Annotated in this window: 45 protein-coding genes; 39 read left to right on the top strand and 6 right to left on the bottom strand. The window is 51.2% G+C overall.

Annotated features, from left to right (window positions below; translation table 11 throughout):
* The 33 genes from DDA898_RS23310 to DDA898_RS22565 form a co-directional block, all read left to right on the top strand.
* Positions 1-611, top strand: a 611-nt coding sequence (locus tag DDA898_RS23310) for an EF-Tu C-terminal domain-related protein (RefSeq protein ID WP_038912070.1), incomplete at its 5' end; no start/stop codon positions are given.
* 129 nt (positions 612-740) lie between these two features.
* Positions 741-935, top strand: a complete 195-nt coding sequence (gene bfd, locus DDA898_RS19340) for a bacterioferritin-associated ferredoxin (RefSeq protein WP_013319705.1) — start codon at positions 741-743, stop codon at positions 933-935.
* A 74-nt stretch (positions 936-1,009) separates the two neighbouring features.
* Complete coding sequence (gene bfr / locus DDA898_RS19335) at positions 1,010-1,483, top strand: bacterioferritin (protein ID WP_013319704.1); 474 nt, start codon at positions 1,010-1,012, stop codon at positions 1,481-1,483.
* 289 nt (positions 1,484-1,772) lie between these two features.
* Positions 1,773-2,084 (top strand): 30S ribosomal protein S10, encoded by a 312-nt coding sequence (gene rpsJ, locus DDA898_RS19330; protein WP_001181005.1) that lies wholly within the window; start codon positions 1,773-1,775, stop codon positions 2,082-2,084.
* A gap of 32 nt (positions 2,085-2,116) precedes the next feature.
* Complete coding sequence (gene rplC, locus DDA898_RS19325; protein ID WP_013319703.1) at positions 2,117-2,746, top strand: 50S ribosomal protein L3; 630 nt, start codon at positions 2,117-2,119, stop codon at positions 2,744-2,746.
* Between the two features lie 10 nt (positions 2,747-2,756).
* On the top strand, positions 2,757-3,362 hold the full coding sequence (gene rplD / locus DDA898_RS19320; protein WP_013319702.1) for a 50S ribosomal protein L4: 606 nt from the start codon (positions 2,757-2,759) through the stop codon (positions 3,360-3,362).
* Complete coding sequence (gene rplW, locus DDA898_RS19315; protein WP_009111205.1) at positions 3,359-3,661, top strand: 50S ribosomal protein L23; 303 nt, start codon at positions 3,359-3,361, stop codon at positions 3,659-3,661. The genes rplD and rplW overlap by 4 nt, the downstream gene beginning before the upstream one ends.
* Positions 3,662-3,679: 18 nt before the next feature.
* Positions 3,680-4,501, top strand: a complete 822-nt coding sequence (rplB, locus tag DDA898_RS19310; RefSeq protein WP_013319701.1) for a 50S ribosomal protein L2 — start codon at positions 3,680-3,682, stop codon at positions 4,499-4,501.
* Between the two features lie 16 nt (positions 4,502-4,517).
* Positions 4,518-4,796, top strand: coding sequence for a 30S ribosomal protein S19 (gene rpsS / locus DDA898_RS19305; protein WP_001138115.1), 279 nt, complete (start codon positions 4,518-4,520; stop codon positions 4,794-4,796).
* 14 nt (positions 4,797-4,810) lie between these two features.
* Positions 4,811-5,143 (top strand): 50S ribosomal protein L22, encoded by a 333-nt coding sequence (gene rplV / locus DDA898_RS19300; protein WP_012764045.1) that lies wholly within the window; start codon positions 4,811-4,813, stop codon positions 5,141-5,143.
* Between the two features lie 17 nt (positions 5,144-5,160).
* Complete coding sequence (gene rpsC / locus DDA898_RS19295) at positions 5,161-5,862, top strand: 30S ribosomal protein S3 (RefSeq protein WP_012768105.1); 702 nt, start codon at positions 5,161-5,163, stop codon at positions 5,860-5,862.
* A 13-nt stretch (positions 5,863-5,875) separates the two neighbouring features.
* Positions 5,876-6,286, top strand: coding sequence for a 50S ribosomal protein L16 (rplP, locus tag DDA898_RS19290; protein ID WP_012768106.1), 411 nt, complete (start codon positions 5,876-5,878; stop codon positions 6,284-6,286).
* Positions 6,286-6,477, top strand: a complete 192-nt coding sequence (gene rpmC, locus DDA898_RS19285) for a 50S ribosomal protein L29 (protein WP_012764048.1) — start codon at positions 6,286-6,288, stop codon at positions 6,475-6,477. The genes rplP and rpmC overlap by 1 nt, the downstream gene beginning before the upstream one ends.
* Complete coding sequence (rpsQ, locus tag DDA898_RS19280; RefSeq protein ID WP_012768107.1) at positions 6,477-6,731, top strand: 30S ribosomal protein S17; 255 nt, start codon at positions 6,477-6,479, stop codon at positions 6,729-6,731. Before rpmC ends, rpsQ begins: the two co-directional genes overlap by 1 nt.
* 164 nt (positions 6,732-6,895) lie before the next feature.
* On the top strand, positions 6,896-7,267 hold the full coding sequence (gene rplN, locus DDA898_RS19275; protein ID WP_012768108.1) for a 50S ribosomal protein L14: 372 nt from the start codon (positions 6,896-6,898) through the stop codon (positions 7,265-7,267).
* 10 nt (positions 7,268-7,277) lie between these two features.
* A complete protein-coding gene (rplX, locus tag DDA898_RS19270) occupies positions 7,278-7,592 on the top strand; it encodes a 50S ribosomal protein L24 (protein WP_013319700.1) in 315 nt (104 codons plus the stop codon).
* A gap of 14 nt (positions 7,593-7,606) precedes the next feature.
* Positions 7,607-8,146 (top strand): 50S ribosomal protein L5, encoded by a 540-nt coding sequence (rplE, locus tag DDA898_RS19265; RefSeq protein ID WP_013319699.1) that lies wholly within the window; start codon positions 7,607-7,609, stop codon positions 8,144-8,146.
* Between the two features lie 13 nt (positions 8,147-8,159).
* Entirely contained in the window at positions 8,160-8,465 is a 306-nt protein-coding gene (gene rpsN, locus DDA898_RS19260; protein ID WP_012768111.1) for a 30S ribosomal protein S14, read from the top strand.
* A gap of 33 nt (positions 8,466-8,498) precedes the next feature.
* Positions 8,499-8,891: a 30S ribosomal protein S8 gene (gene rpsH / locus DDA898_RS19255; RefSeq protein WP_013319698.1), complete on the top strand. Its 393-nt coding sequence runs from the start codon at positions 8,499-8,501 to the stop codon at positions 8,889-8,891.
* 13 nt (positions 8,892-8,904) lie between these two features.
* The gene (gene rplF / locus DDA898_RS19250; RefSeq protein ID WP_013319697.1) at positions 8,905-9,438 is read left to right on the top strand and encodes a 50S ribosomal protein L6; all 534 of its coding nucleotides are present in this window, start codon (positions 8,905-8,907) and stop codon (positions 9,436-9,438) included.
* Between the two features lie 9 nt (positions 9,439-9,447).
* Positions 9,448-9,801, top strand: a complete 354-nt coding sequence (gene rplR / locus DDA898_RS19245) for a 50S ribosomal protein L18 (RefSeq protein WP_013319696.1) — start codon at positions 9,448-9,450, stop codon at positions 9,799-9,801.
* Between the two features lie 14 nt (positions 9,802-9,815).
* On the top strand, positions 9,816-10,316 hold the full coding sequence (gene rpsE / locus DDA898_RS19240) for a 30S ribosomal protein S5 (protein WP_013319695.1): 501 nt from the start codon (positions 9,816-9,818) through the stop codon (positions 10,314-10,316).
* 6 nt (positions 10,317-10,322) lie between these two features.
* Positions 10,323-10,502 (top strand): 50S ribosomal protein L30, encoded by a 180-nt coding sequence (rpmD, locus tag DDA898_RS19235; RefSeq protein ID WP_004846568.1) that lies wholly within the window; start codon positions 10,323-10,325, stop codon positions 10,500-10,502.
* Positions 10,503-10,505: 3 nt separating this feature from the next.
* Positions 10,506-10,940, top strand: a complete 435-nt coding sequence (gene rplO / locus DDA898_RS19230) for a 50S ribosomal protein L15 (protein WP_022635104.1) — start codon at positions 10,506-10,508, stop codon at positions 10,938-10,940.
* Between the two features lie 7 nt (positions 10,941-10,947).
* The gene (gene secY / locus DDA898_RS19225; protein WP_013319693.1) at positions 10,948-12,279 is read left to right on the top strand and encodes a preprotein translocase subunit SecY; all 1,332 of its coding nucleotides are present in this window, start codon (positions 10,948-10,950) and stop codon (positions 12,277-12,279) included.
* A 34-nt stretch (positions 12,280-12,313) separates the two neighbouring features.
* A complete protein-coding gene (gene rpmJ / locus DDA898_RS22570; RefSeq protein WP_012768118.1) occupies positions 12,314-12,430 on the top strand; it encodes a 50S ribosomal protein L36 in 117 nt (38 codons plus the stop codon).
* Between the two features lie 147 nt (positions 12,431-12,577).
* Entirely contained in the window at positions 12,578-12,934 is a 357-nt protein-coding gene (gene rpsM / locus DDA898_RS19215; protein ID WP_012768119.1) for a 30S ribosomal protein S13, read from the top strand.
* A gap of 16 nt (positions 12,935-12,950) precedes the next feature.
* The gene (gene rpsK / locus DDA898_RS19210) at positions 12,951-13,340 is read left to right on the top strand and encodes a 30S ribosomal protein S11 (protein WP_002919257.1); all 390 of its coding nucleotides are present in this window, start codon (positions 12,951-12,953) and stop codon (positions 13,338-13,340) included.
* A 30-nt stretch (positions 13,341-13,370) separates the two neighbouring features.
* Positions 13,371-13,991 (top strand): 30S ribosomal protein S4, encoded by a 621-nt coding sequence (gene rpsD / locus DDA898_RS19205; protein ID WP_013319692.1) that lies wholly within the window; start codon positions 13,371-13,373, stop codon positions 13,989-13,991.
* Positions 13,992-14,016: 25 nt separating this feature from the next.
* The gene (locus DDA898_RS19200) at positions 14,017-15,006 is read left to right on the top strand and encodes a DNA-directed RNA polymerase subunit alpha (protein WP_012768121.1); all 990 of its coding nucleotides are present in this window, start codon (positions 14,017-14,019) and stop codon (positions 15,004-15,006) included.
* Positions 15,007-15,046: 40 nt separating this feature from the next.
* Positions 15,047-15,439 carry a 50S ribosomal protein L17 gene (rplQ, locus tag DDA898_RS19195; RefSeq protein ID WP_013319691.1) on the top strand — a complete coding sequence of 131 codons (393 nt, stop codon included), beginning with the start codon at positions 15,047-15,049 and terminating at the stop codon, positions 15,437-15,439.
* 134 nt (positions 15,440-15,573) lie between these two features.
* A complete protein-coding gene (locus tag DDA898_RS19190; RefSeq protein WP_038902213.1) occupies positions 15,574-15,960 on the top strand; it encodes a DnaJ family domain-containing protein in 387 nt (128 codons plus the stop codon).
* 60 nt (positions 15,961-16,020) lie between these two features.
* Positions 16,021-16,287 carry an alternative ribosome-rescue factor A gene (locus tag DDA898_RS22565; protein WP_071604571.1) on the top strand — a complete coding sequence of 89 codons (267 nt, stop codon included), beginning with the start codon at positions 16,021-16,023 and terminating at the stop codon, positions 16,285-16,287.
* Here DDA898_RS22565 and mscL read toward each other — a convergent pair.
* The 5 genes from mscL to def all read right to left on the bottom strand — a co-directional run bounded on the left by mscL (position 16,250) and on the right by def (position 21,051).
* Complete coding sequence (gene mscL, locus DDA898_RS19185) at positions 16,250-16,675, bottom strand: large-conductance mechanosensitive channel protein MscL (RefSeq protein WP_013319688.1); 426 nt, start codon at positions 16,673-16,675, stop codon at positions 16,250-16,252. The genes DDA898_RS22565 and mscL overlap by 38 nt on opposite strands.
* A 104-nt stretch (positions 16,676-16,779) precedes the next feature.
* Positions 16,780-18,156 carry a Trk system potassium transporter TrkA gene (gene trkA, locus DDA898_RS19180; RefSeq protein ID WP_013319687.1) on the bottom strand — a complete coding sequence of 459 codons (1,377 nt, stop codon included), beginning with the start codon at positions 18,154-18,156 and terminating at the stop codon, positions 16,780-16,782.
* Between the two features lie 50 nt (positions 18,157-18,206).
* Complete coding sequence (gene rsmB, locus DDA898_RS19175; protein WP_038912069.1) at positions 18,207-19,502, bottom strand: 16S rRNA (cytosine(967)-C(5))-methyltransferase RsmB; 1,296 nt, start codon at positions 19,500-19,502, stop codon at positions 18,207-18,209.
* Positions 19,503-19,562: 60 nt separating this feature from the next.
* Positions 19,563-20,504, bottom strand: a complete 942-nt coding sequence (gene fmt / locus DDA898_RS19170; protein WP_038912068.1) for a methionyl-tRNA formyltransferase — start codon at positions 20,502-20,504, stop codon at positions 19,563-19,565.
* A gap of 37 nt (positions 20,505-20,541) precedes the next feature.
* The gene (def, locus tag DDA898_RS19165) at positions 20,542-21,051 is read right to left on the bottom strand and encodes a peptide deformylase (RefSeq protein WP_013319684.1); all 510 of its coding nucleotides are present in this window, start codon (positions 21,049-21,051) and stop codon (positions 20,542-20,544) included.
* Between the two features lie 112 nt (positions 21,052-21,163).
* Between def and dprA the strand changes: the two genes are divergently transcribed.
* Genes dprA through DDA898_RS19135 form a run of 6 tightly spaced genes read left to right on the top strand, consistent with a single transcriptional unit; the run spans position 21,164 to position 24,996 of the window.
* Positions 21,164-22,297 (top strand): DNA-protecting protein DprA, encoded by a 1,134-nt coding sequence (gene dprA / locus DDA898_RS19160; protein WP_038902210.1) that lies wholly within the window; start codon positions 21,164-21,166, stop codon positions 22,295-22,297.
* A complete protein-coding gene (locus tag DDA898_RS19155) occupies positions 22,269-22,742 on the top strand; it encodes a DUF494 family protein (protein ID WP_022635093.1) in 474 nt (157 codons plus the stop codon). Before dprA ends, DDA898_RS19155 begins: the two co-directional genes overlap by 29 nt.
* Before the next feature lie 19 nt (positions 22,743-22,761).
* Positions 22,762-23,322: a DNA topoisomerase family protein gene (locus DDA898_RS22560; RefSeq protein WP_071604570.1), complete on the top strand. Its 561-nt coding sequence runs from the start codon at positions 22,762-22,764 to the stop codon at positions 23,320-23,322.
* Entirely contained in the window at positions 23,315-23,884 is a 570-nt protein-coding gene (gene tsaC / locus DDA898_RS19145; RefSeq protein ID WP_042318867.1) for an L-threonylcarbamoyladenylate synthase type 1 TsaC, read from the top strand. Before DDA898_RS22560 ends, tsaC begins: the two co-directional genes overlap by 8 nt.
* An 18-nt stretch (positions 23,885-23,902) precedes the next feature.
* The gene (gene aroE / locus DDA898_RS19140) at positions 23,903-24,730 is read left to right on the top strand and encodes a shikimate dehydrogenase (protein WP_038912067.1); all 828 of its coding nucleotides are present in this window, start codon (positions 23,903-23,905) and stop codon (positions 24,728-24,730) included.
* Positions 24,727-24,996, top strand: a complete 270-nt coding sequence (locus tag DDA898_RS19135; protein WP_013319678.1) for a DUF1488 family protein — start codon at positions 24,727-24,729, stop codon at positions 24,994-24,996. Before aroE ends, DDA898_RS19135 begins: the two co-directional genes overlap by 4 nt.
* Before the next feature lie 18 nt (positions 24,997-25,014).
* On the opposite strand, the gene DDA898_RS19130 is transcribed toward DDA898_RS19135, so the two are convergent.
* The gene (locus tag DDA898_RS19130) at positions 25,015-25,560 is read right to left on the bottom strand and encodes a gamma carbonic anhydrase family protein (RefSeq protein ID WP_038912066.1); all 546 of its coding nucleotides are present in this window, start codon (positions 25,558-25,560) and stop codon (positions 25,015-25,017) included.
* Between the last annotated feature and the right edge of the window lie 538 nt (positions 25,561-26,098).

Genomic DNA, 26,098 nt, shown 5'->3' with positions numbered 1-26,098 from the left:
TGGCCGAAGCGCTGGACAGCTACATTCCGGAACCGGAGCGTGCGATTGACAAGCCGTTCCTGCTGCCGATCGAAGACGTATTCTCCATCTCCGGCCGTGGTACTGTAGTAACCGGTCGTGTAGAGCGCGGCATCGTCAAAGTGGGTGAAGAAGTAGAAATCGTGGGTATCAAAGACACCACGAAAACCACCTGTACTGGTGTTGAAATGTTCCGCAAACTGCTGGACGAAGGCCGTGCGGGCGAGAACGTCGGCGTTCTGCTGCGTGGTACCAAGCGTGATGAAGTTGAGCGTGGTCAGGTTCTGGCCAAGCCGGGCTCCATCAAGCCGCACACTCAGTTCGAATCTGAAGTGTATATTCTGAGCAAAGACGAAGGCGGCCGTCATACTCCGTTCTTCAAAGGCTACCGTCCGCAGTTCTACTTCCGTACTACTGACGTGACAGGCACCATCGAACTGCCGGAAGGCGTAGAAATGGTCATGCCGGGCGACAACATCAAGATGGTCGTAAACCTGATCGCGCCGATCGCGATGGACGACGGTCTGCGTTTCGCTATCCGTGAAGGCGGCCGTACTGTAGGCGCCGGCGTGGTTGCCAAAGTTATCGCTTAATTGCCGATAGCTAAAGTAAAGAAAAAGGGTACTTCGGTGCCCTTTTTTTATTCCCCCAGAGAAGAATTGAAATAAAAACCATTCTTATTTACAATGCGTTTAATTGGTTAAAAAATGAGTTATCCGCATATGTATGTCTGTCTGTGCAATGCCGTTTCCGATAAAGTTATTCGACAGGTCGTTCGTCAGCACCAGCCTCAGTCGCTGAAACAATTAAAGCAATTTGTGCCGGTTGGGACGGAATGTGGTAAATGCATCCGTCAGGCCAGGCTGATCCTGGAAGAAGAAACAGCAAAAAATGCGGAATTGTATAAAGTCGCATAAGTGATAAGGGCATTCTTTTGACTCTGTGTTGACCGCTTCTACACTTTTTAGTACTGGAGCGGAGGAGTAGAGTCATGAAAGGCGATAAGAATGTCATTACACATCTGAACAAACTGTTGGGTAACGAACTGGTTGCAATCAACCAGTATTTCCTTCATGCCCGCATGTTCAAAAACTGGGGACTCAAACGTCTTAACGATCATGAGTATCATGAGTCAATTGACGAAATGAAACACGCGGATCGTTATATCGAACGTATCCTTTTTCTGGAAGGTGTCCCTAATCTGCAGGATCTTGGCAAACTCAATATCGGTGAAGACGTAGAAGAGATGCTGCGTTCTGATCTTGCGTTGGAACTCGAAGGTGCGAAGGATTTGCGTGAAGCGATCTCCTATGCCGACTCGGTGAGGGATTATGTCAGTCGCGATCTGATGGTTGACGTGCTCGCTGATGAAGAAGAGCACATTGACTGGCTGGAAACCGAATTAGAGCTGATTACGCGTCTGGGTATCCAAAACTACCTGCAAACGCAATTGAAAGAAGAGTGATTTTTTCACCCGACATTCGCTGCGATACGATTGTTGTCCAGTCGGTGGCTGATGAATAAAGCATCAACTCTAACTTTCGATTGCTTCCTGAGCAAATTTGCGTATAATGCGCGGGCTTACCTGAAATGGTAAGCCCGATTCGTATGAATCTGAAGGCAGGTACCCGATACCCGCCGAACAATACTCCCGATATGGGGGTTATGTACTGAACGATTACACTCCCCCATCAATCGTAATGGGTGTGAGGAGTAATTATTTCCGTTTATAAAACAATTGGAGCTCTGGTCTCATGCAGAACCAAAGAATCCGTATCCGCCTGAAAGCGTTTGATCATCGTCTGATCGATCAATCAACTGCGGAAATCGTCGAGACTGCCAAGCGCACTGGTGCGCAGGTCCGTGGTCCGATCCCGCTGCCGACCCGCAAAGAGCGCTTTACCGTTCTGATCTCCCCGCACGTTAACAAAGACGCGCGCGATCAGTACGAAATTCGCACTCACAAGCGTCTGGTTGACATCGTTGAGCCAACCGAGAAAACCGTTGATGCTCTGATGCGTCTGGATCTGGCTGCCGGTGTAGACGTGCAGATCAGCCTGGGTTAATCAGGTCATTGAGCGATTGAGAGGTTGAAACAATGATTGGTTTAGTCGGTAAAAAAGTGGGTATGACCCGCATCTTCACTGAAGACGGCGTTTCTATCCCCGTAACCGTAATCGAAATTGAAGCAAACCGCGTGACCCAGGTGAAAACCCTGGAGAACGACGGATACAGTGCTGTCCAGGTCACTACCGGCGCTAAAAAAGCTAACCGTGTAACCAAGCCGGAAGCAGGTCACTTCGCTAAGGCTGGTGTAGAAGCTGGTCGCGTTCTGCGTGAATTCCGTCTGGCTGACGGTGAAGAATTCGCTGTAGGACAGGATATTAGCGTTGAAATTTTCGCTGACGTTAAGAAAGTAGACGTTACCGGTACTTCTAAAGGTAAAGGCTTCGCCGGTACCGTTAAGCGCTGGAACTTCCGCACTCAGGACGCTACCCACGGTAACTCCTTGTCTCACCGTGTTCCGGGTTCCATTGGTCAGAACCAGACTCCGGGCAAAGTGTTTAAAGGCAAGAAAATGGCAGGCCAGCTGGGTAATGAGCGCGTAACCGTTCAGAGCCTGGACGTAGTACGTGTTGACGCTGAGCGCAACCTGCTGCTGGTTAAAGGTGCAGTCCCGGGTGCAACCGGTAGCGACCTGATCGTTAAACCGGCTGTGAAGGCGTGAGGAGATAGCAATGGAATTAGTATTGAAAGACGCGCAAAGCGCGCTGACTGTTTCCGAAACTACCTTCGGTCGTGATTTCAACGAAGCGCTGGTTCACCAGGTTGTTGTTGCTTATGCAGCAGGTGCCCGTCAAGGTACTCGCGCTCAGAAGACCCGTGCTGAAGTAACTGGTTCCGGTAAAAAACCGTGGCGTCAGAAAGGCACCGGCCGTGCGCGTTCAGGTTCTATCAAGAGCCCGATTTGGCGTTCCGGTGGTGTGACTTTCGCAGCCAAGCCTCAGGATCACAGCCAGAAAGTAAACAAAAAGATGTACCGCGGCGCGCTGAAAAGCATTCTGTCCGAACTGGTACGTCAGGATCGTCTGATCGTTGTCGAGAAGTTCTCTGTTGAAGCACCGAAAACCAAGCTGCTGGCACAGAAACTGAAAGAACTGGCGCTGGATGACGTGCTGATCATCACTGGTGAACTGGATGAGAACCTGTTCCTGGCCGCTCGTAACCTGTTCAAGGTTGACGTACGTGACGTGGCTGGTATCGATCCGGTAAGCCTGATCGCCTTCGACAAAGTGGTTATGACTGCTGATGCTGTTAAGCAAGTTGAGGAGATGCTGGCATGATTCGTGAAGAACGTCTGCTGAAAGTATTGCGCGCGCCGCACGTTTCTGAAAAAGCGTCTACTGCGATGGAAAAGAACAACACCATCGTGCTCAAAGTTGCTAAAGACGCGACTAAAGCAGAAATCAAAGCTGCAGTACAGAAACTGTTTGAAGTCGAAGTCAATGACGTCCGCACCCTGGTTGTTAAAGGGAAAGTAAAACGTCACGGACAGCGTATCGGTCGTCGTAGCGACTGGAAAAAAGCTTACGTCACCCTGAAAGAAGGCCAGAATCTGGACTTCATCGGCGGCGCAGAGTAAGTCGGAGGAGTAAAAACAATGGCAGTTGTTAAGTGTAAACCGACATCTCCGGGTCGTCGCCACGTCGTTAAAGTGGTTAACCCTGAGCTGCACAAGGGCAAACCGTATGCCCCGTTGCTGGAAAAAAACAGCAAAAGCGGTGGCCGTAACAACAATGGCCGCATCACCACTCGTCACATCGGTGGTGGTCACAAACAGCAGTACCGTATTGTTGACTTCAAACGCAACAAAGACGGTATTCCGGCTGTGGTCGAGCGTCTGGAGTACGATCCGAACCGTTCCGCGAACATCGCGCTGGTTCTGTACAAAGACGGCGAACGCCGTTATATCCTGGCGCCGAAAGGCCTGAAAGCAGGTGACCAGATTCAGTCTGGTGTTGATGCTGTAATCAAAACCGGTAACACCCTGCCGATGCGTAACATCCCGGTGGGTTCAACGGTTCACAACGTAGAAATGAAACCGGGTAAAGGCGGCCAGTTGGCTCGCTCAGCCGGTGCCTACGTTCAGATCGTTGCCCGTGAAGGTGCTTACGTTACCCTGCGTCTGCGTTCCGGCGAAATGCGTAAAGTCGAATCCGACTGCCGCGCAACGCTGGGCGAAGTCGGCAACGCCGAGCACATGCTGCGCGTTCTGGGTAAAGCTGGGGCTGCACGCTGGCGTGGTGTTCGTCCGACCGTTCGCGGTACGGCGATGAACCCGGTTGACCACCCGCACGGTGGTGGTGAAGGTCGTAACTTTGGTAAGCACCCGGTGACTCCGTGGGGCATTCAGACCAAAGGTAAGAAGACCCGCAGCAACAAGCGTACTGATAAATTCATCGTACGCCGCCGTACTAAATAATTTTAGAGGATAAACCATGCCACGTTCTCTCAAGAAAGGTCCATTTATCGACCTGCACTTGCTGAAGAAGGTAGAGAAAGCGGTGGAAAGCGGTGACAAGAAGCCCCTGCGCACCTGGTCCCGTCGCTCAACGATCTTTCCAAACATGATCGGTTTGACCATCGCTGTCCATAATGGTCGTCAGCACGTTCCGGTATTCGTCTCTGACGAGATGGTCGGACACAAGCTGGGTGAATTCGCGCCGACTCGTACTTACCGCGGCCACGCGGCTGATAAAAAAGCCAAGAAGAAATAAGGTAGGAGGAAGAGATGGAAACTATCGCTAAACATCGCCATGCTCGTTCTTCTGCTCAGAAGGTTCGCCTGGTGGCTGACCTGATTCGCGGTAAGAAAGTGTCGCAAGCTCTGGATATTCTGACCTATACCAACAAGAAAGCTGCTGGTCTGGTCAAAAAAGTACTGGAGTCTGCCATTGCTAACGCAGAACACAACGATGGCGCTGACATTGACGATCTGAAAGTTGCGAAAATCTTCGTAGACGAAGGCCCGAGCATGAAACGCATTATGCCGCGTGCTAAAGGTCGTGCGGATCGCATCCTGAAGCGTACCAGCCACATCACTGTGGTTGTGTCCGATCGCTGAGACTCTGGAGACTAGCAATGGGTCAGAAAGTACATCCTAATGGTATTCGCCTGGGTATTGTCAAAACTTGGAACTCTACCTGGTACGCAAATACCAAAGAATTCGCTGACAACCTGGACAGCGATTTTAAAGTTCGCCAGTACCTGAACAAGGAACTGGAGAAGGCCTCCGTTTCTCGCATCGTTATCGAGCGTCCGGCTAAAAGCATTCGTGTGACCATTCACACTGCTCGCCCGGGCATCGTTATCGGCAAGAAAGGTGAAGACGTTGAAAAACTGCGTAAGGGCGTAGCGGATATCGCTGGCGTACCGGCGCAGATCAACATCGCTGAAGTTCGTAAGCCTGAACTGGACGCAAAACTGGTTGCCGACAGCATCACTTCTCAGCTGGAGCGTCGCGTGATGTTCCGCCGCGCGATGAAGCGTGCTGTTCAGAACGCCATGCGTCTGGGCGCTAAAGGTATTAAAGTTGAAGTCAGCGGTCGTCTGGGCGGCGCTGAAATCGCACGTACCGAATGGTACCGCGAAGGTCGTGTTCCGCTGCACACGCTGCGTGCTGACATTGACTACAACACCTCCGAAGCGCACACCACTTACGGTGTCATCGGTGTGAAAGTGTGGATCTTCAAAGGTGAGATCCTGGGTGGTATGGCTGCCGTTGAACAACCGGAAAAACCGGCTGCTCAACCGAAAAAGCAGCAGCGTAAAGGCCGCAAGTAAGGAGAGTCGCTGAATGTTACAACCAAAGCGTACAAAATTCCGTAAAGTGCACAAAGGCCGCAACCGTGGTCTGGCTGCTGGTACGGATGTGAGCTTCGGCACTTTCGGTCTGAAAGCTGTTGGCCGCGGTCGCCTGACTGCTCGTCAAATCGAAGCTGCACGTCGTGCTATGACTCGTGCTGTTAAGCGTCAAGGTAAGATCTGGATCCGTGTATTCCCGGACAAACCGATCACCGAGAAACCGCTTGAAGTGCGTATGGGTAAAGGTAAAGGTAACGTGGAGTATTGGGTTGCCTTGATTCAGCCAGGTAAAGTCCTGTACGAGATGGACGGGGTGCCGGAAGAGTTAGCCCGTGAGGCATTCGAACTGGCAGCAGCGAAACTGCCGATCAAAACCACCTTTGTAACTAAGACGGTGATGTAATGAAAGCAAAAGAGCTGCGTGAAAAGAGCGTTGAAGAGCTGAATACCGAGCTGCTCGGACTGCTGCGTGAACAGTTCAATCTGCGCATGCAGGCTGCCAGCGGTCAGCTGCAACAAACTCACCTGTTGAAGCAAGTGCGTCGTAATGTCGCACGCGTTAAGACTTTACTGACTGAGAAGGCGGGTGCGTAATGACCGATAAAATCCGTACTCTGCAAGGTCGTGTCGTTAGTGACAAAATGCAGAAATCTGCTGTTGTTGCTATTGAGCGTTTCGTGAAACACCCGATCTACGGTAAATTCATCAAGCGCACGACCAAGCTGCACGTGCATGACGAGAACAACGAATGTGGAATCGGCGACGTGGTTGAAATCCGCGAATGCCGCCCGCTGTCCAAAACTAAATCTTGGACGTTGGTTCGCGTTGTAGAGAAAGCGATTCTGTAATACAGTGTTGCACTTCTCTTGATAATAAACGGCTCTGTAAAGGGCCGTTTATTTTTTCTACCCATGGTCGGGAAGTGGTGTTATAATACTGCGCCCTCGATTATGGGGTATTAATGACCCGCAAGGGTTCGAAAAGTAGTAGTTGACATTAGCGGAGCACTAACATGATCCAAGAACAGACTATGCTGAATGTGGCCGATAACTCCGGTGCACGTCGCGTAATGTGTATCAAGGTTCTAGGTGGCTCGCACCGTCGCTACGCAGGCGTCGGCGACATCATCAAAATTACCATCAAGGAAGCAATTCCTCGCGGTAAGGTGAAGAAAGGCGATGTGCTGAAAGCGGTAGTGGTGCGCACCAAGAAGGGTGTTCGTCGTCCTGACGGTTCTGTCGTTCGCTTCGATGGTAATGCATGCGTTATTCTGAACAATAACAGCGAGCAACCCATCGGTACGCGTATTTTTGGGCCGGTAACTCGTGAACTGCGTACTGAAAAGTTCATGAAAATTATCTCTCTGGCACCAGAAGTACTGTAAGGAGCGAACCATGGCAGCGAAAATCCGTCGTGATGACGAAGTTATCGTGTTGACCGGTAAAGATAAAGGTAAGCGCGGTAAAGTTAAGAACGTCCTGACTTCTGGTAAGGTCGTTGTTGAAGGTATTAACCTGGTTAAAAAACATCAGAAGCCGGTTCCGGCCCTGAACCAACCGGGTGGCATCGTTGAAAAAGAAGCTGCAATCCAGCTGTCCAACGTTGCACTCTTCAATGCGGCAACTGGCAAGGCAGACCGTGTAGGCTTTAGATTCGAAGACGGCAAAAAAGTCCGTTTCTTCAAGTCTAACAGCGAAACTATCAAGTAATTTGGAGTAGTACGATGGCGAAACTGCATGATTACTACAAAGACGAAGTGGTTAGCAAACTGATGACTCAGTTCAGCTACAATTCTGTCATGCAAGTCCCTCGGGTCGAGAAGATCACCCTGAACATGGGTGTTGGTGAAGCGATTGCTGACAAGAAGCTGCTGGATAACGCCGCAGCTGATCTGGCGGCTATCTCCGGTCAAAAACCGTTGATCACCAAAGCACGCAAATCTGTTGCAGGCTTCAAAATCCGCCAGGGCTATCCGATCGGCTGTAAAGTAACTCTGCGTGGCGAACGCATGTGGGAGTTCTTTGAGCGTCTGATTTCCATTGCTGTACCGCGTATCCGTGACTTCCGTGGCCTGTCCGCTAAGTCATTCGATGGCCGTGGTAACTACAGCATGGGTGTGCGTGAGCAGATCATCTTCCCGGAAATCGACTATGACAAGGTCGATCGCGTTCGTGGTTTGGACATTACCATTACCACCACTGCGAAATCCGATGATGAAGGCCGCGCGCTGTTGGCCGCCTTTAACTTCCCGTTCCGCAAGTAAGGTAGGGTTACTAATGGCTAAGCAATCCATGAAAGCACGCGAAGTTAAACGCGTGAAATTAGCTGATAAATTCTTCGCCAAGCGCGTTGAACTGAAAGCTATCATCTCCAATGTGAACTCATCCGACGAAGATCGTTGGGATGCTGTTCTCAAGCTGCAGACTCTGCCGCGTGATTCCAGCCCGTCCCGTCAGCGTAACCGCTGCCGCCAGACAGGTCGTCCGCACGCTTTCCTGCGGAAGTTCGGGTTGAGCCGTATCAAGGTCCGTGAAGCCGCTATGCGCGGTGAAATTCCGGGTCTGAAAAAGGCTAGCTGGTAATTGTCACCAATTGAATCACGGGAGTAAAGACAGATGAGCATGCAAGATCCGATCGCGGACATGCTGACCCGTATACGCAACGGTCAGGCCGCGAACAAAGTTGCGATCACCATGCCTTCCTCCAAGCTGAAAGTGGCAATTGCCAACGTGCTGAAGGAAGAAGGTTTTATTGAAGATTTTAAAGTTGAAGGCGACACCAAGCCGGAACTGGAACTGACTCTTAAGTATTTCCAGGGTAAAGCTGTTGTAGAAAGCATTCAGCGTATCAGCCGTCCAGGTCTGCGCATCTATAAACGTAAAGATGAGCTGCCGAAAGTTATGGCCGGTTTGGGTATCGCGGTTGTTTCTACCTCCAAAGGTGTGATGACTGATCGTGCAGCTCGCCAGGCTGGTCTTGGTGGCGAGATTATCTGCTACGTAGCTTAATCGGGAGGGAAGAATGTCTCGTGTTGCAAAAGCACCCGTCGTCATTCCTGCCGGCGTAGAGGTAAAACTCAACGGTCAGGATGTTTCGATCAAGGGTAAAAACGGCGAGTTGGTTCGTGAGATCAATGCTGCTGTCGAAGTTAAACAAGCTGATAACGTGCTGACTTTCGCTCCACGCGAAGGTTTTGCCGATGGCTGGGCTCAGGCCGGTACTACCCGCGCTCTGCTGAACAGTATGGTTATCGGTGTTACCGAAGGCTTCACCAAAAAGCTGCAATTGGTAGGTGTAGGTTATCGTGCAGCCGTGAAAGGTAATGTGGTGAATCTGGCCCTGGGCTTCTCTCACCCGATCGATCACGAACTGCCTGCAGGCATTACTGCTGAATGTCCGTCTCAGACTGAAATCGTACTGAAAGGTGCTGATAAACAGCTGATCGGTCAGGTAGCGGCTGACCTGCGCGCTTACCGTCGTCCTGAGCCTTATAAAGGTAAAGGTGTCCGTTACGCCGATGAAGTCGTGCGTACCAAAGAGGCTAAGAAGAAGTAAGGTAACACTATGGATAAGAAATCAGCTCGTATCCGTCGTGCAACCCGCGCACGTCGCAAACTCCGTGAGTTGGGTGCGACACGTCTGGTGGTACATCGTACCCCACGCCATATTTATGCGCAGGTTATCGCACCGAACGGTTCTGAAGTCCTGGTAGCCGCTTCTACTGTAGAAAAAGCTATCGCTGAGCAACTGAAGTATACCGGTAACAAAGACGCTGCTGCAGCTGTAGGTAAAGCTGTTGCTGAACGCGCTCTGGAAAAAGGCATCAAAGGTGTGGCCTTTGACCGTTCCGGGTTCCAATATCATGGTCGAGTCCAGGCACTGGCAGATGCTGCCCGTGAAGCTGGCCTTCAGTTCTAAGGTAGAGGTGTAAGATGGCTCACATCGAAAAACAAGCTGGCGAACTGCAGGAAAAGCTGATCGCGGTAAATCGCGTATCTAAAACCGTTAAAGGTGGTCGTATTTTCAGCTTCACCGCACTGACTGTAGTGGGTGATGGCAACGGCCGCGTAGGTTTTGGTTACGGTAAAGCACGCGAAGTTCCGGCAGCGATCCAGAAAGCGATGGAAAAAGCCCGTCGCAATATGCTGAATGTCGCGCTGAACAACGGCACTCTGCAGCACCCGGTTAAAGGTGCTCACACGGGTTCTCGTGTGTTCATGCAGCCAGCTTCCGAAGGTACCGGTATCATCGCCGGTGGTGCAATGCGCGCCGTTCTGGAAGTTGCAGGGGTTCACAACGTATTGGCTAAAGCCTATGGTTCCACCAACCCGATCAACGTGGTTCGTGCAACTATCGATGGCTTGGCCAACATGAAGTCCCCGGAAATGGTCGCTGCCAAGCGTGGTAAATCCGTTGAAGACATTCTGGGGTAATTGACCATGGCAAAGACTATTAAAATTACTCAAACCCGTAGTGCAATCGGTCGTCTGCCGAAACACAAGGCAACGCTGCTTGGCCTGGGTCTGCGTCGTATTGGTCATACCGTTGAGCGTGAAGACACGCCTGCAGTTCGCGGTATGGTCAACGCGGTTTCCTATATGGTTAAAGTGGAGGAGTAACAGATGCGTTTGAATACTCTGTCTCCGGCCGAAGGCGCCAAACACGCGCCGAAGCGCGTAGGTCGCGGTATCGGTTCCGGCCTAGGTAAGACTGGTGGTCGCGGCGTCAAAGGTCAGAACTCTCGTTCTGGCGGCGGTGTACGTCGTGGCTTCGAAGGCGGTCAGATGCCTTTGTACCGTCGTCTGCCGAAGTTCGGCTTCACTTCCCGCAAAGCTATGGTAACAGCGGAAATCCGTCTGTCTGACCTGGCTCGCGTGGAAGGCGATGTTGTTGATCTGAATACGCTGAAAGCTGCTAACGTCATCGGCGTTCAGATTGAATTCGCGAAAGTGATTCTGTCTGGCGAAGTTGCACGTCCGGTAACGATTCGTGGTCTGCGCGTCACCAAAGGCGCTCGTGCTGCTATCGAAGCTGCTGGCGGCAAAATTGAGGAATAAGTAGCAGATGGCTAAACAACCAGGATTAGATTTTCAAAGTGCTAAAGGCGGAGTTGGCGAACTGAAACGCAGACTATTGTTTGTTATCGGTGCGCTGATTGTTTTCCGTATTGGCTCTTTTATTCCGATCCCTGGTATTGATGCCACTGTGCTTGCCAAATTGCTCGAACAACAGCGTGGCACCATCATTGAAATGTTTAACATGTTCTCTGGTGGTGCACTTAGCCGTGCTTCGATTTTCGCTCTGGGGATTATGCCGTACATCTCGGCGTCCATCATCATTCAGTTGTTGACGGTGGTTCATCCGGCTTTAGCGGAAATTAAGAAGGAAGGGGAGGCTGGCCGACGTAAGATCAGTCAGTATACCCGTTACGGTACCTTGGTGTTGGCAATATTTCAGTCAATCGGTATTGCTACCGGTTTGCCGAATATGCCTGGAATGCAAGGTCTGGTTATTAATCCGGGCTTTGCGTTTTATTTCACCGCTGTTGTCAGTCTGGTTACCGGGACAATGTTCCTGATGTGGCTGGGCGAGCAGATTACTGAACGAGGTATCGGCAACGGTATCTCTATCATAATCTTTGCCGGTATTGTCGCGGGGTTACCGCCGGCCATTGGCCATACTATCGAGCAAGCTCGGCAAGGCGATCTGCACTTCCTCCTGTTGCTGTTGGTTGCAGTGCTGGTATTCGCAGTAACGTTTTTTGTGGTGTTTATTGAGCGTGGTCAACGTCGTATCGTTGTTAACTATGCTAAACGTCAGCAAGGACGTCGCGTATACGCAGCTCAGAGTACGCACTTACCGCTGAAAGTGAATATGGCAGGGGTTATCCCGGCTATCTTTGCTTCCAGTATTATTCTGTTCCCCGCAACCATTGCATCCTGGTTCGGGGGCGGTACCGGTTGGAACTGGCTGACAACTATTTCGCTGTACCTGCAGCCTGGGCAACCGCTTTATGTGTTACTCTATGCATCTGCAATCATCTTCTTCTGTTTCTTCTATACTGCGTTGGTGTTCAACCCGCGTGAAACAGCAGATAACCTGAAGAAGTCCGGTGCATTCGTGCCAGGAATTCGTCCGGGAGAGCAAACGGCGAAGTATATTGATAAAGTGATGACCCGTCTGACTCTGGTCGGTGCGATGTACATTACCTTTATCTGCCTCATCCCGGAGTTCATGCGTGACGCAATGAAAGTGCCGTTCTACTTCGGTGGTACGTCATTATTGATCGTTGTCGTTGTGATTATGGACTTTATGGCTCAAGTGCAAACTTTGCTGATGTCCAGTCAGTATGAGTCTGCATTGAAGAAGGCAAACCTGAAAGGCTATAGCCGCTAATTGGGTTTAGCTTGAGAAGTTACGGAGAGTAAAAATGAAAGTTCGTGCTTCCGTCAAGAAATTATGTCGTAACTGTAAGATCGTTAAGCGTAACGGCATCGTTCGCGTCATCTGCAGCGCCGAACCGAAGCATAAACAGCGCCAAGGCTGATTATCTCGCATATTTTTCTTGCAAAGTTGGATTGAGCTGGCTAGATTAGCCAGCCAATCTTTTGTATGTAACTGCAATATCCATTTGAGTATCCTGAAAACGGGCTTTTCAGTATGGTATTGCTTTATAAAATTGTAGGAGTGCATAGTGGCCCGTATAGCAGGCATTAACATTCCTGATCATAAACATACCGTAATTGCATTAACTGCTATTTACGGCATCGGTAAAACCCGTTCCAAATCCATCTGTGCTGCAACGGGTATTGCTGAAGATGTTAAGATCAGTGAGCTGTCTGAAGAGCAAATCGATAAGCTGCGTGACGAAGTAGCCAAGTTTGTTGTAGAAGGCGATCTGCGTCGTGAGATCACCCTGAGCATCAAGCGTCTGATGGACCTTGGTACTTACCGTGGTTTGCGTCACCGTCGTGGTCTGCCGGTTCGCGGTCAGCGTACCAAGACTAACGCCCGTACCCGTAAGGGTCCGCGCAAACCGATCAAGAAATAATCGGGGTGATTGAATAATGGCAAAGGCACCTATTCGTGCACGTAAGCGTGTAAGAAAGCAAGTCTCTGACGGTGTGGCTCATATCCATGCTTCTTTCAACAACACCATCGTTACTATTACCGATCGTCAGGGTAATGCGTTGGGTTGGGCAACTGCCGGTGGTTCCGGTTTCCGTGGTTCTCGTAAATCCACTCCGTTCGCCGCTCAGGTAGCAGCAGAGCGCTGCGCTGAAGCTGTGAAAGAGTACGGTATCAAGAATCTGGAAGTTATGGTTAAAGGACCTGGTCCGGGCCGTGAGTCTACTATCCGCGCACTGAACGCGGCTGGTTTCCGCATCACTAATATTACTGATGTGACTCCGATCCCTCATAACGGTTGTCGTCCGCCGAAAAAGCGTCGCGTGTAACGCCGCTTTTAGGATTGCTGGAGAAAGAAAATGGCAAGATATTTGGGTCCTAAGCTCAAGCTGAGCCGTCGTGAAGGCACCGACCTGTTTCTAAAGTCTGGTGTTCGCGCGATCGATTCCAAGTGTAAAATTGAACAAGCTCCTGGTCAGCATGGTGCGCGTAAACCGCGTCTGTCTGACTATGGTGTGCAGTTGCGTGAAAAGCAGAAAGTTCGCCGTATCTACGGTGTTCTGGAGCGCCAGTTCCGTAACTACTACAAAGAAGCCGCTCGCCTGAAAGGCAATACAGGTGCAAACCTGTTGCAGTTGCTGGAAGGTCGTCTGGACAACGTTGTTTACCGTATGGGTTTCGGCGCCACTCGTGCAGAATCTCGTCAGCTGGTAAGTCACAAAGCTGTCATGGTAAACGGTCGCGTTGTTAACATCGCTTCTTATCAGGTATCTCCGAATGACGTAGTCAGCATCCGCGAGAAAGCGAAAAAGCAGTCTCGTGTTAAGGCCGCTCTGGAGCTGGCTGAACAGCGTGAAAAGCCAACTTGGCTGGAAGTTGATGCTGCCAAGATGGAAGGTGTGTTCAAGCGTATTCCTGAACGTACCGATCTGTCTGCGGACATTAATGAACACCTGATCGTCGAGCTTTACTCCAAGTAAAGCTTAGTACCAAAGAGAGGACACAATGCAGGGTTCTGTGACAGAGTTTCTAAAACCGCGCCTGGTAGATATCGAGCAAGTCAGTTCGACGCACGCCAAGGTGACCCTTGAGCCGTTAGAGCGGGGCTTCGGCCATACTCTTGGTAACGCACTGCGCCGTATTCTGCTTTCATCCATGCCTGGTTGCGCGGTGACCGAGGTTGAGATTGATGGTGTACTGCACGAGTACAGCACCAAAGAAGGCGTACAGGAAGATATCCTGGAAATCCTGCTCAACCTGAAAGGGCTGGCGGTGAGAGTTCAAGGCAAAGATGAAGTTATTCTTACCCTGAATAAATCTGGCATTGGCCCTGTGACTGCAGCCGACATCACCCACGACGGTGATGTCGAAATCGTCAAGCCACAGCATGTGATCTGCCATCTGACCGATGAGAACGCATCTATCAATATGCGTATCAAAGTTCAGCGTGGTCGCGGTTATGTGCCGGCGTCTGCCCGTATTCATACGGAAGAAGATGAGCGCCCGATCGGTCGCCTGTTAGTCGACGCTTGCTACAGCCCTGTTGAGCGTATCGCTTACAATGTTGAAGCAGCTCGTGTTGAACAGCGTACTGATCTGGACAAGCTGGTTATCGAGATGGAAACCAATGGCACGATCGATCCTGAAGAGGCGATCCGCCGTGCGGCGACCATTCTGGCTGAACAATTGGAAGCTTTCGTTGACTTACGTGATGTACGTCAGCCGGAAGTGAAAGAAGAGAAACCAGAATTCGATCCGATCCTGCTGCGCCCTGTTGACGATCTTGAATTGACTGTCCGCTCTGCTAACTGCCTTAAGGCAGAAGCTATCCACTACATCGGTGATCTGGTACAGCGTACCGAGGTTGAACTGCTTAAAACGCCCAACCTGGGTAAAAAATCTCTTACTGAGATTAAAGACGTGCTGGCTTCTCGTGGTCTGTCTCTGGGCATGCGCCTGGAAAACTGGCCGCCGGCAAGCATTGCTGATGAGTAACCGGATCACAGGTTAAGGTTTTACTGAGAAGGATAAGGTCATGCGCCATCGTAAGAGTGGTCGTCAACTGAACCGTAACAGCAGCCATCGCCAGGCTATGTTCCGTAACATGGCTGGTTCTTTGGTTCGTCATGAGATTATCAAGACGACCCTGCCGAAAGCGAAAGAGCTGCGTCGTGTTGTTGAACCGCTGATTACTCTTGCCAAGACCGACAGCGTTGCTAATCGTCGTCTGGCATTCGCCCGTACTCGTGACAACGAGATCGTGGCTAAACTGTTTAATGAACTGGGCCCGCGTTTCGCGAGCCGTGCCGGTGGTTACACTCGTATTCTGAAGTGTGGCTTCCGTGCTGGTGACAATGCGCCGATGGCATACATCGAGCTCGTTGATCGCGCAGTTTCTCAGACAGAAGAAGTTGCTACTGCAGAGTAATTTGCACTAGCGTAAAAAAGCCGGGGTAAACCCGGTTTTTTTACGTCCTCGTTTTAAAGCTCGTCTTGTTGCTGCTGTTCGAACACTCTCCAATCTACTATCATGCTGGTGAAAAATTGTGCGGGGGCCGTTTTATGTTTCCTATTGATGAATGGGCTGAACGCCATATCATTGAGGCGCAAAAGCGTGGGGAGTTAGACCACTTGCCAGGAAGCGGTAAACCGCTTCAGTTGGATGACAATAGCGCTGTTCCTGCTGAACTACGCAGCGCATACCATCTGATGAAGAATGGCGGTTTTTTGCCGCCGGAGCTGTCCGCTCGCAAAGAAGCGCTGACATTGGCAAATTTACTGCATGCGGCTGACCCGACATCTGCAGACTATGCCGATTTATCCCGGCGATTCAAGGCGCTGGAATTACGTCTGCAGCTATCAGGAATGAATACCGATTTTCTGAAAGGGTCTTATCAGCATGCATTAGGTTTCAGGCTGGAGAGGAATATCTCTGTTAAAGATGACTGAACCGCTTGCGATAAAAGGCAATTCACGTTGAATGTTGTATCCATAGAATGAGGTCGATTTATGTCACACTATCGCCATACCAAAGGGCAGATAAAAAATAACGCGCTTGAGGCGCTGCTTCATGATCCTCTGTTTCGCCAGCGTGTTGAACAGAATGCAAAAGGTAAAGGGAGCTATAGCCGGAAAGAGAAACATCAAAAAGCACAGGGTAAGAACTGGGAGGCCAGTGGTAAGAAAACAATGCTTTTACCACTGGCCTTCTGGCATGCCGATTCAGTTGTTAGAGTAATTATGTGTTTTTGGAATGGCTATCGGCCTGTTGTTTGAGTAAATCTCGGATCTCGGTCAGTAATTTTTCTTCTGCGCTGATCTTGGGCGGCGCACTTGGTTCTTCCTGCTGGGTGCGACGTAATTTATTCATTAGCTTGATTGCCATAAAAATGGCAAATGCAACGATGATAAAATCAAAAATATTTTGAATGAATACGCCGTAATTAATACTGACCGCTGCTATATTGCCTTGCGCCTCTCGTAAAACCCAATGGAACTGTTTGAAATCGACGCCGCCGATCAATAGTCCCAGCGGTGGCATGATAATGTCCGATACCAACGACGATACGATTTTCCCGAACGCAGCGCCAATGATTACCCCGACGGCCAGGTCAACCACGTTGCCGCGCATAGCGAATTCACGAAACTCTTTTGTAAAGCTCATAATATTCTCTCCGATAAAACCTTTTTTAATTTTAACAAGCGATGGGGAATTTACCAAAAAGAGAGAACTCAGGGCGTGCAGGATAAATACGCCCTGAGGAAAGGTTAGAGGAAGAATGGACTGGGCTGGAATAAACGCTCGACATCGGAGACATATTTCTTGTCAGTCAAAAACATAATGACGTGGTCACCCTGTTCTATCTGCAAGTTGTTATTGGCAATGATAACGTCGTCGCCGCGCACAATTGCCCCGATAATTGTTCCTGGCGGCAGCTTGATATCGGCAATCATGCGGCCTACTACTTTCGATGTGCCTTCATCACCATGAGCAATTGCCTCAATGGCTTCTGCTACACCGCGTCGTAGCGACGATACACTTACGATATCCGCTTTACGCACATGTCCCAGCAATGCGGAAATGGTGGCCTGCTGTGGCGAAATAGCAACATCGATAACACTGCCTTGCACCAGATCGACATAGGCACGGCGTTGGATCAGGACCATCGCTTTTTTGGCCCCCATCCGTTTTGCCAGCATGGCCGACATGATATTCGCTTCATCATCGTTGGTGATGGCGATGAATACATCAATCTGTTCGACATGCTCCTGAGCCAGCAACTCCTGATCGGAAGCATCGCCATGGAAGACGATGGTGTGTTGTAAGTGCTCCGCTAATTCAGCTGCTCGTAGCGCGTCACGCTCTATTAGCTTGACGCTATAATCCTTTTCGAGCCTGAGGGCTAGGCCAGCGCCCACATTCCCGCCCCCAACAATCATGATGCGCTTATAAGGCTTCTCCAGCCGTTGCATCTCACTCATCACCGCCCGAATGTGTTGTGAGGCGGCGATAAAGAACACCTCATCGCCGGCTTCGATTACGGTCGAGCCTTGAGGACGAATCGGTCGGTCATGGCGGAAAATCGCGGCGACCCGCGTTTCTATGTGAGGCATATGATCGCGCATTGTTGCAATGGCATTACCCACCAGAGGCCCGCCATAGTACGCATTTACCGCAGCAATACTGACTTTCCCTTCGGCAAAATTGACCACCTGCAATGCGCCCGGGTACTCGATCAATTTATAAATATTGTCGATAACCAGTTGTTCCGGTGAAATCAGGTGATCAATCGGGACGGCTTCCGCCTGAAACAATTGCTCAGATTCACGGATATACTCCGATGAACGGATACGCGCGATGCGATTAGGCGTATTGAACAGGGAGTAAGCCACCTGGCAGGCGATCATGTTGGTTTCGTCGGAATTGGTTACGGCGATCAGCATATCCGCATCTTCCGCACCCGCTTCGCGCAATACGCGCGGATGGGAGGCATAGCCAGTCACTACGCGCAGATCGAATTTGTCCTGAAGCTGGCGTAGCCGGGTCGTATTGGTGTCCACAACGGTAATATCATTGTTTTCGCCTGACAAATTTTCTGCCAGCGTTCCGCCAACCTGACCTGCACCAAGAATAATTATCTTCATCGTGATTTCTGCCGTTTCTGTATCTGTCGGGGCTTATCAATCGGATAGAGCTATTGCCCGTTTTTTACCAGCTTCGCATAAAAGAAACCATCGCCATCTTCCGCCACGGGCAAATTCTGAATCCCAGGATGCTCCGGGCTGCCGGTATCAACCAACACAGCATCGGGATGGCGTTGCAGAAATGCAGCCACTTGCTGATGGTTTTCCTCCGGTAGTATAGAGCAGGTAGCGTATACCAACGTGCCGCCACTTTTCAGCCGTGGCCAGATAGCCTCCAGAATTGCTTGTTGCAGAGAAGCCAGTTCGGCAATGTCGCTATCGCGGCGCAACCACTTGATATCCGGGTGACGGCGAATGACGCCGGTCGCAGAGCAAGGTGCATCAAGCAAAATACGATCGAAGAGCTTGTCTCCACACCATTCTGTTGGTGTTCGACCATCTCCGCATTTGACCTCAGCATGTTGACCAAGGCGTTGCAGATTCTCTCTGACCCGCTTCAGCCGTTGTTCATCCACGTCGACAGCCAGTACATGAGCATGGGGAGCGGCTTCAAGTATGTGGGTCGTCTTTCCGCCGGGCGCGGCGCACAGATCGAGAATGTCTTCGTGATCTTGCGGTGCCAGCCAGTGGACACAGCCTTGCGCCGACGCATCCTGTACGGTGACCCAGCCTTGCTCGAACCCCGGTAACTGATTAACGGCGCAAGGTGTCCCCAGGCGAATGGCGTCCGGATAGAAAGCGTGAGGGTAAGCCGTTATCTCTTTTTCCTGCAGTAACGCCAGATAGGCCGCACGGGTATGATGTTGCCGGTTGACCCGTAACCACATAGGTGGATGCTGATTGTTCGCCTCGACGATGCGCTCCCATTGCTGAGGATAGGCCTTTTTCAGTCGTTGCAGCAGCCAGTCCGGGTGCGCATAGCGTGCCGGATTGTTCTGCAGCCGCTGCTGCAACTCGTCCTGCTGACGTTGAAACTGGCGCAATACGCCATTAATCAATCCTTTCAGCTGTGGCCGCTTCAGGGCAACTGCGCCATTAACCGTCTCCGCCAGCGCGGCATGGGGAGGAATACGGGTATGGATGAGCTGATAAAGACCTACCATCAACAGATAATGCAGTACCTTCTGTTTGCCGGTAAGCGGTTTAGCCATCAGTTGGCGAAGATGCCAATCCAACTGTGGTAATACGCGTAGTACGCCAAAGCAGATCTCCTGCAGCAAGCCGCGATCTTTCTCACTGATGTCTCGCTGGAGCGCAGGCAACAGGTGGCTGAGTGATTGTCCTTGTTCGACAACCTGGACAAGAGCAGTGGCGGCAATGCTACGAAGATTATATTTGCTTTTCATCGGCTTAGAACGGATAGGAGAGTGTCAGTGGTACCGACAGGTAAGGTCGGTACCGTGGTATCAGGCTAGTATTTGGCCAGGGGTGAACCATTCGCGGCGAGAGTTAAGCAAATCCTGCGCTGACATGGATTTTTTGCCCGACGGTTGCAAGATCTGAATATTTAATACGCCGTCAGCGGTGGCAATCCGGATGCCGTCTTTATCGGCGGCAAGTATGGTTCCCGGCTGTTGCTGATGTGAGGTGTTCAGCGCTTCTGCTTTCCAGACTTTTACCGGCTGCTCCTCAATCAGAAAATAGCTGACTGGCCACGGATTGAAGGCGCGGATGCAGCGTTCCAGCTGTTTTGCCGACAATTGCCAGTCCAGACGCGCTTCTTCTTTGCTCAGCTTTTCTGCATAGGTTGCCAGGCTGTCGTCCTGAGCTTCGGCGGTCGCCTGAGAGGCGGACAATTGCGCCAGTGTTTCCATCAATCCCTGAGGGCCCAGTTTTGCCAGCTTGTCATACAGTGTAGCGCTGGTGTCATCCGGCAGAATCGGGCATTCGATTTTGTGAAGCATGGCGCCGGTATCCAGCCCGGCGTCCATCTGCATGATCGTGATTCCCGTCTGTGTATCGCCGGCCCAGAGTGCGCGCTGTATCGGCGCCGCTCCGCGCCAGCGCGCCAGCAGCGACCCATGCACATTGACGCATCCCAGACGAGGCATATCCAGCACGGCTTGCGGCAGGATGAGGCCATAGGCAACCACAACCATTACGTCAGCGCCCAGTTCCGCCACCAATTGCTGATTCTCAACAGGACGTAATGATTTAGGTTGGAATACCGGAATAGCATGCTGTTCAGCCAGCACTTTAACCGGGCTGGGCGTCAGCTTGTTGCCGCGACCTGCCGGACGGTCCGGTTGGGTAAAAACGCCGACAACCTCATGCTCTGACGAGAGCAGCCCTGCAAGATGCTGTGCGGCGAAATCAGGCGTTCCTGCGAAAATAATGCGTAATGACACGTGCTTTCCTGTCTGGATATAGGTTTTACGAGGCTGTTTATGCCTTGCTGTTTTGTCTGGCCAATTTTTCCAGCTTCTGGCGAATGCGTTGGCGTTTCAGCGGTGACAGGTAGTCGATAAACAGTTTGCCGACCAGATGGTCCATTTCATGCTGAATGCAAATCGCCAGCAAGCCTTCTGCTTCCAGCTCAAACGGTTTACCTTCGCGATCCAACGCGCGCACGCTGACGCGTTCTGCCCGCGGAACCAGCGCACGAGTTTCAGGAATGGACAAACAGCCTTCTTCAATTCCGGTATCGCCGGATTTCTCCAGCAGTTCGGGGTTGATCAAAACCAGCCGTTGATCCCGCTCTTCTGACACATCAATTACGATGATGCGCTGATGGATATCAACCTGCGTGGCCGCGAGGCCAATGCCTTCTTCCTCGTACATGGTATCGAACATATCGTCCACGATACGCTGAATCTCTGCATTAACTTCTTTTACCGGCTGCGCCTTAATGCGAAGCCGCTCATCGGGGAAATGTAATACTTGCAACACTGACATATATGTTTAGATCTGTATTCAGGTGGTTAGAACGCTCCAGCCTTTATTGTAGACATTTCCAGGGGTGATTGACAGCATCACGGCCATGACACGGTAGGATGCGGAGTGGGATATGACGGATATGGAAATCTGGTTGCGTCTGGCGTCGGTTAAAGGCCTCGGCGCCAAACGATGCGCGGCACTGTTCGGTCAATTGCAGGCCGAAAATTCGTATCCGGCGGAATATCTGAAATCGCTGGGCCTGACGGAAAATCAGACCGAACAGTTTCTCACTCTGAGCGTTCTGGATATCCAGAATACAGCGCACTGGCTGGAAAAGCCGGAGCATCACCTGGTGACATTCAACAGCGCCGATTATCCCCCTTTGCTCAGTAACATCGTTTCTCCCCCGCTATGTTTGTATGTCGCGGGAGATGTGGGCGTACTGTCATCTCCGCAGGTCGCGGTGATTGGCAGTCGCAACAATAGCGCCTACGGCGAACAGTGGGGGCATGTCTTCAGCCAGCAACTTAGCCTGAATCATCTGACCATAACCAGCGGATTAGCCGTGGGGATTGATGGTATTGCCCATCAGGCCGCTCTGCAGGCAGGTGGGAAAACCATTGCGGTATTGGGGAGCGGATTAAACCAGCTTTATCCACGCCGGCATCTGACGCTGGCGGATGCTATTGTGCAGCAGGGTGGGGCGCTGGTGTCAGAGTTTCCCCTGAATACCCGGCCGTTGCCGGTGAATTTTCCACGCCGCAATCGCATCATCAGCGGATTAAGTCTGGGAGTTCTGGTAGTGGAAGCATCAATGCGTAGCGGTTCGCTGGTGACGGCGCGTTATGCATTGGAGCAAAATCGTGAGGTATTCGCTCTGCCCGGTCCGATCGGGAATCCGATGACGGAAGGTAACCATTGGTTGATACAGCAAGGGGCCAGCCTGGTTACCCAGCCTCAGGACATTTTTGAACAACTCCATAATGGACTGCGCTGGTTTGCCGATATTCCTGGTGAGGGCATTCCGGAAATTATTTGTGCGACGGAAGGTGAACTGGAATTGCCATTTGCTGATGTGTTGGCTACCGTAGGAGATGAGGTTACACCTGTTGACGTTGTCGCTGAACGTGCCGGCCAACCTGTGCCAGAGGTGGTGAGTAAGTTACTGGATCTGGAGTTAGCAGGGTGGATCGCAGCTGTACCCGGCGGCTATGTCCGTATAAGGAGGGCAGGCCATGTTCGACGTACTCATGTACTTGTTTGAAACTTACATCCACAATGAAACCGAAATGCGTGTCGATCAAGATACGTTGACTGATGACCTCACCCGCGCGGGATTTGATCGCGACGATATCTACAGCGCGTTGGATTGGCTGGAAAAACTGGCCGACTTGCAGGAAGGACAAACCCCGCCGCTGGCGCTGGCCAGCGACCCTCTGGCGTTGCGTTTTTACACCGCTGAAGAGGAACAACGTCTGGATGTGGATTGCCGCGGCTTTCTGCTGTTTCTTGAGCAGATTAAAGTGCTCAGTTTGGAAACCCGTGAGATGGTCATTGATCGGGTAATGGCGCTTGAAACGCAGGATTTTGACCTGGAAGATCTAAAATGGGTCATTCTGATGGTGTTATTCAATGTGCCTGGTTGCGAAAATGCTTACCAGCAAATGGAAGATTTACTCTTTGAAGCCAATGAAGGGTATTTGCAGTAGTCGGGAATCAAAGTAAATCATGGTCAAAACCATACTTATTGCTGAAAAGCCGCAACAGGTGTGCCCTGAATGTGGGGCCGTGTTGGTTATCCGTTCCGGACAGCACGGCCCGTTTCTTGGTTGTTCCCGTTATCCCAAATGTCATTATATTCGACCGCTTAAAGCCTATGCCGATGGGCATGTGGTGAAGGTGCTGGATGGGCAGCATTGTCCTCGTTGCCAGTCGGCGCTGGTGCTGCGTCAGGGGCGTTATGGCATGTTCATCTGTTGCAGTAACTATCCAGAATGCGAGCATACGGAAGCAATTGATCGCCCAGACGAAACGACACTGACATGTCCCCAGTGCCATGAAGGCCGATTGCTGCAGCGTAAGTCCCGCTATGGCAAGACGTTTCACTCCTGCGAACGTTACCCTGCCTGCCAGTTTACGCTGAATCACAAACCGATTGCCGGGGAATGCGAATATTGCCATTACCCGTTATTGATAGAGAAGAAAACGGCGCAGGGCGTAAGGCGCTTTTGTGCCAGTAAGTTGTGTGGAAAGCCGGTATCGGCTGAAGAAAGTCATTGTGATGAGTAATATAAATTCTGAAGATTTAGCACCGCTGTTGCAGCAACTGCGGGAAGAAAATGTGATCGCCTATCCAACGGAGGCTGTATTTGGGCTCGGGTGCGATCCTGACAGTGAAACGGCGGTAGAGCGTTTGTTGGCGTTGAAACAACGTCCACGCGAGAAAGGGCTGATCCTGATTGCGGCGGATTTTCAGCAACTGGAACCTTATGTCGACATATCTGCCTTGTCGGATATTCAGCGTCAGACCATCTTTGCCTCTTGGCCAGGACCGGTTACCTGGGTGCTCCCGGCCAAAACGGTGACGCCGGATTGGTTGACTGGGCGGTTTACTTCGTTGGCAGTGCGAGTTAGCGATCACCCGCTGGTGAAACAACTGTGCCTGGTATTTGGAAAGCCGTTGGTTTCTACCAGCGCTAATCTGAGCGGCCAGCCGCCGTGTCGTACCGCCAGGGAAGTGGCGGAGCAGTTTGGCGAGGGTTTCCCTGTCCTGAATGGAGAGGTTGGCGGTCGCCTGAACCCATCGGAAATTCGTGATGCCCTGACGGGGGAAATGCTGCGTCAGGGGTAGCAAATACTGGAGAACAAAGTGTCCGTGAGTCAATCTTTTGCGGTTTTTGGTCATCCTATTGCGCACAGCAAATCGCCGCGCATTCATGCGTTGTTTGCCGAGCAGATGGGAATCTCGCTGACATACGAGCGCATACTGGCGCCGTTGGATGGCTTTGAGGACAGCCTGAAAGCATTTTTTCAACATGGCGCATGCGGCGCTAATGTGACGGCTCCGTTCAAGGAGCGTGCATGCGCGGCTATGGATGAGCTGAGTGAGCGCGCTCGTTCCGCAGGCGCCGTCAACACGATCCAAAAGAAAGTCGATGGTTCGCTTTATGGCGACAATACTGATGGTATTGGTCTGCTGAGTGATTTGCAGCAGCATGAATTTATCCAGCCTCATGATCGGGTGTTGCTGGTTGGTGCGGGTGGCGCAGCACGTGGCGTTATTCAGCCTTTGCTGGCGTATGGATGCGAGTTAGTTATTACTAACCGCACATTTGCCAGAGCTGACGCATTGGCTGAGCATTTCAGCCGCTATGGTCAGGTGAGTGCATTGCCAATAGAAAAAGTGGGCAACCATTCTTTTGATTTGATTATCAATGCCACGTCATCAGGTGTAGCGGGCGATGTTCCTGATTTGCCGGCTTCTCTGATTTCTCCTGATGTGTGTTGTTATGACATGTTTTACCAGTCGGAGCCGACTCCTTTTTTAAAGTGGTGTATCCGACAGGGAGCGCAGCGGTATGTTGACGGTATGGGAATGCTGGTCTGGCAGGCAGCGCATGCGTTCAATTTGTGGCATGGCGTCATGCCGGATGCCGTGCCGGTAATTCGTAAAATGAAGCAGGAACTGGGAGCATGAATCAGGCGATCCAGTTCCCCGATCGGGAAGAATGGTGTGATCATGATGAGGCGATCATTTTTCCGGTACTGGTCGGCGGGTTTAAGCGCGAGTGCGTGATTAGACGACGTATTTTGCTGGAACGTTATGGTGATGCGCTGCCGGAACAGTGGTTGTCACTGTTCCGGGAACATCGCTGGGATTGGGAAGATGAGTTTGAACGCCTGATTCGCGATGATGAATACGATGAGCAGGGGCGCTTTCTGTTTAGTGATGAAATTCGTTGATGGGAAGCGCCAATTGCTTCACTGGTGCGATTGGCCCAGATATTCGTCTTTCCAGCGTACATAATTATTGGATGAATAAAGCAGCCCTTCCCGTTCCTGCTCTGTCAGCGGGCGAACCTTTTTAGCCGGACTACCAAGATAAAGGTAGCCTTTCTCCAGCGTTTTTCCCGGCGAAACCAGGCTGCCTGCACCAATGATGACGTCATCTTCAACGATGGCGCCATCAAGCAGGATTGAGCCCATGCCCACCAGGACACGATTGCCTATCGTGCAACCATGCAGCATGGCTTTGTGCCCGACGGTGACATCTTCCCCGATAATCAATGGATTGCCATTCGCGTTTTTTTCCGAACGGTGAGTTACGTGCAAGACGCTGCCATCCTGAATATTGGTGCGCGAGCCAATCCGGATGAAGTTGACATCGCCCCGGATAACCACTAGCGGCCAGATGCTCACATCATCCTCCAGTGTGACCCCTCCGATAACTACGCTGGAAGGATCAACCATGACGTTTTTACCGATAACGGGCAGCGTTCCTTTAAACGGGCGTAATGCCTCGGACATATGCCGTAATCTCCTAAAATTAATGTTACGGATCCCAGATCTTGGGGCGGATCCGGCTTTATTGCTCAGAAAATAGCGTTGTCTGCACAATAACTCAACGTAAGGGTGGAAAAATGCGCGAACGGAAAAAAAGATCGAGAAAGTGATTGTGTAACCCGTTCGGATCCCTATAATGCGCATCCACTGACACGGCAACAGCGGAAACGCAGCGCGGTGTCAGGCGGGGAAAACGAGAAAAAAGTCGTTGACTCCGCAGGAGGAAAGCGTAGTATACGCCACCTCGCGACAGCAGGCTGTAAGCCGGTCGCACTGCTCTTTAACAATCAATCAGACAATCTGTGTGGGCACTCGCAGGACACTTCACTAAAAAATTATGTGAAAAAGTCTTGAAGAGTGACAACAGTTAATTCATACGAACTAACAGTAAATTCTTTGAGCACCGCTTCTTCGGAAGCAGCATCAAACTTTAAATTGAAGAGTTTGATCATGGCTCAGATTGAACGCTGGCGGCACGGCCTAACACATGCAAGTCGAGCGG

Source organism: Dickeya dadantii NCPPB 898 (assembly GCF_000406145.1).
Classification (GTDB): Bacteria; Pseudomonadota; Gammaproteobacteria; order Enterobacterales; family Enterobacteriaceae; genus Dickeya; species Dickeya dadantii.
This window is presented reverse-complemented; position numbering and strand designations above follow the sequence as displayed.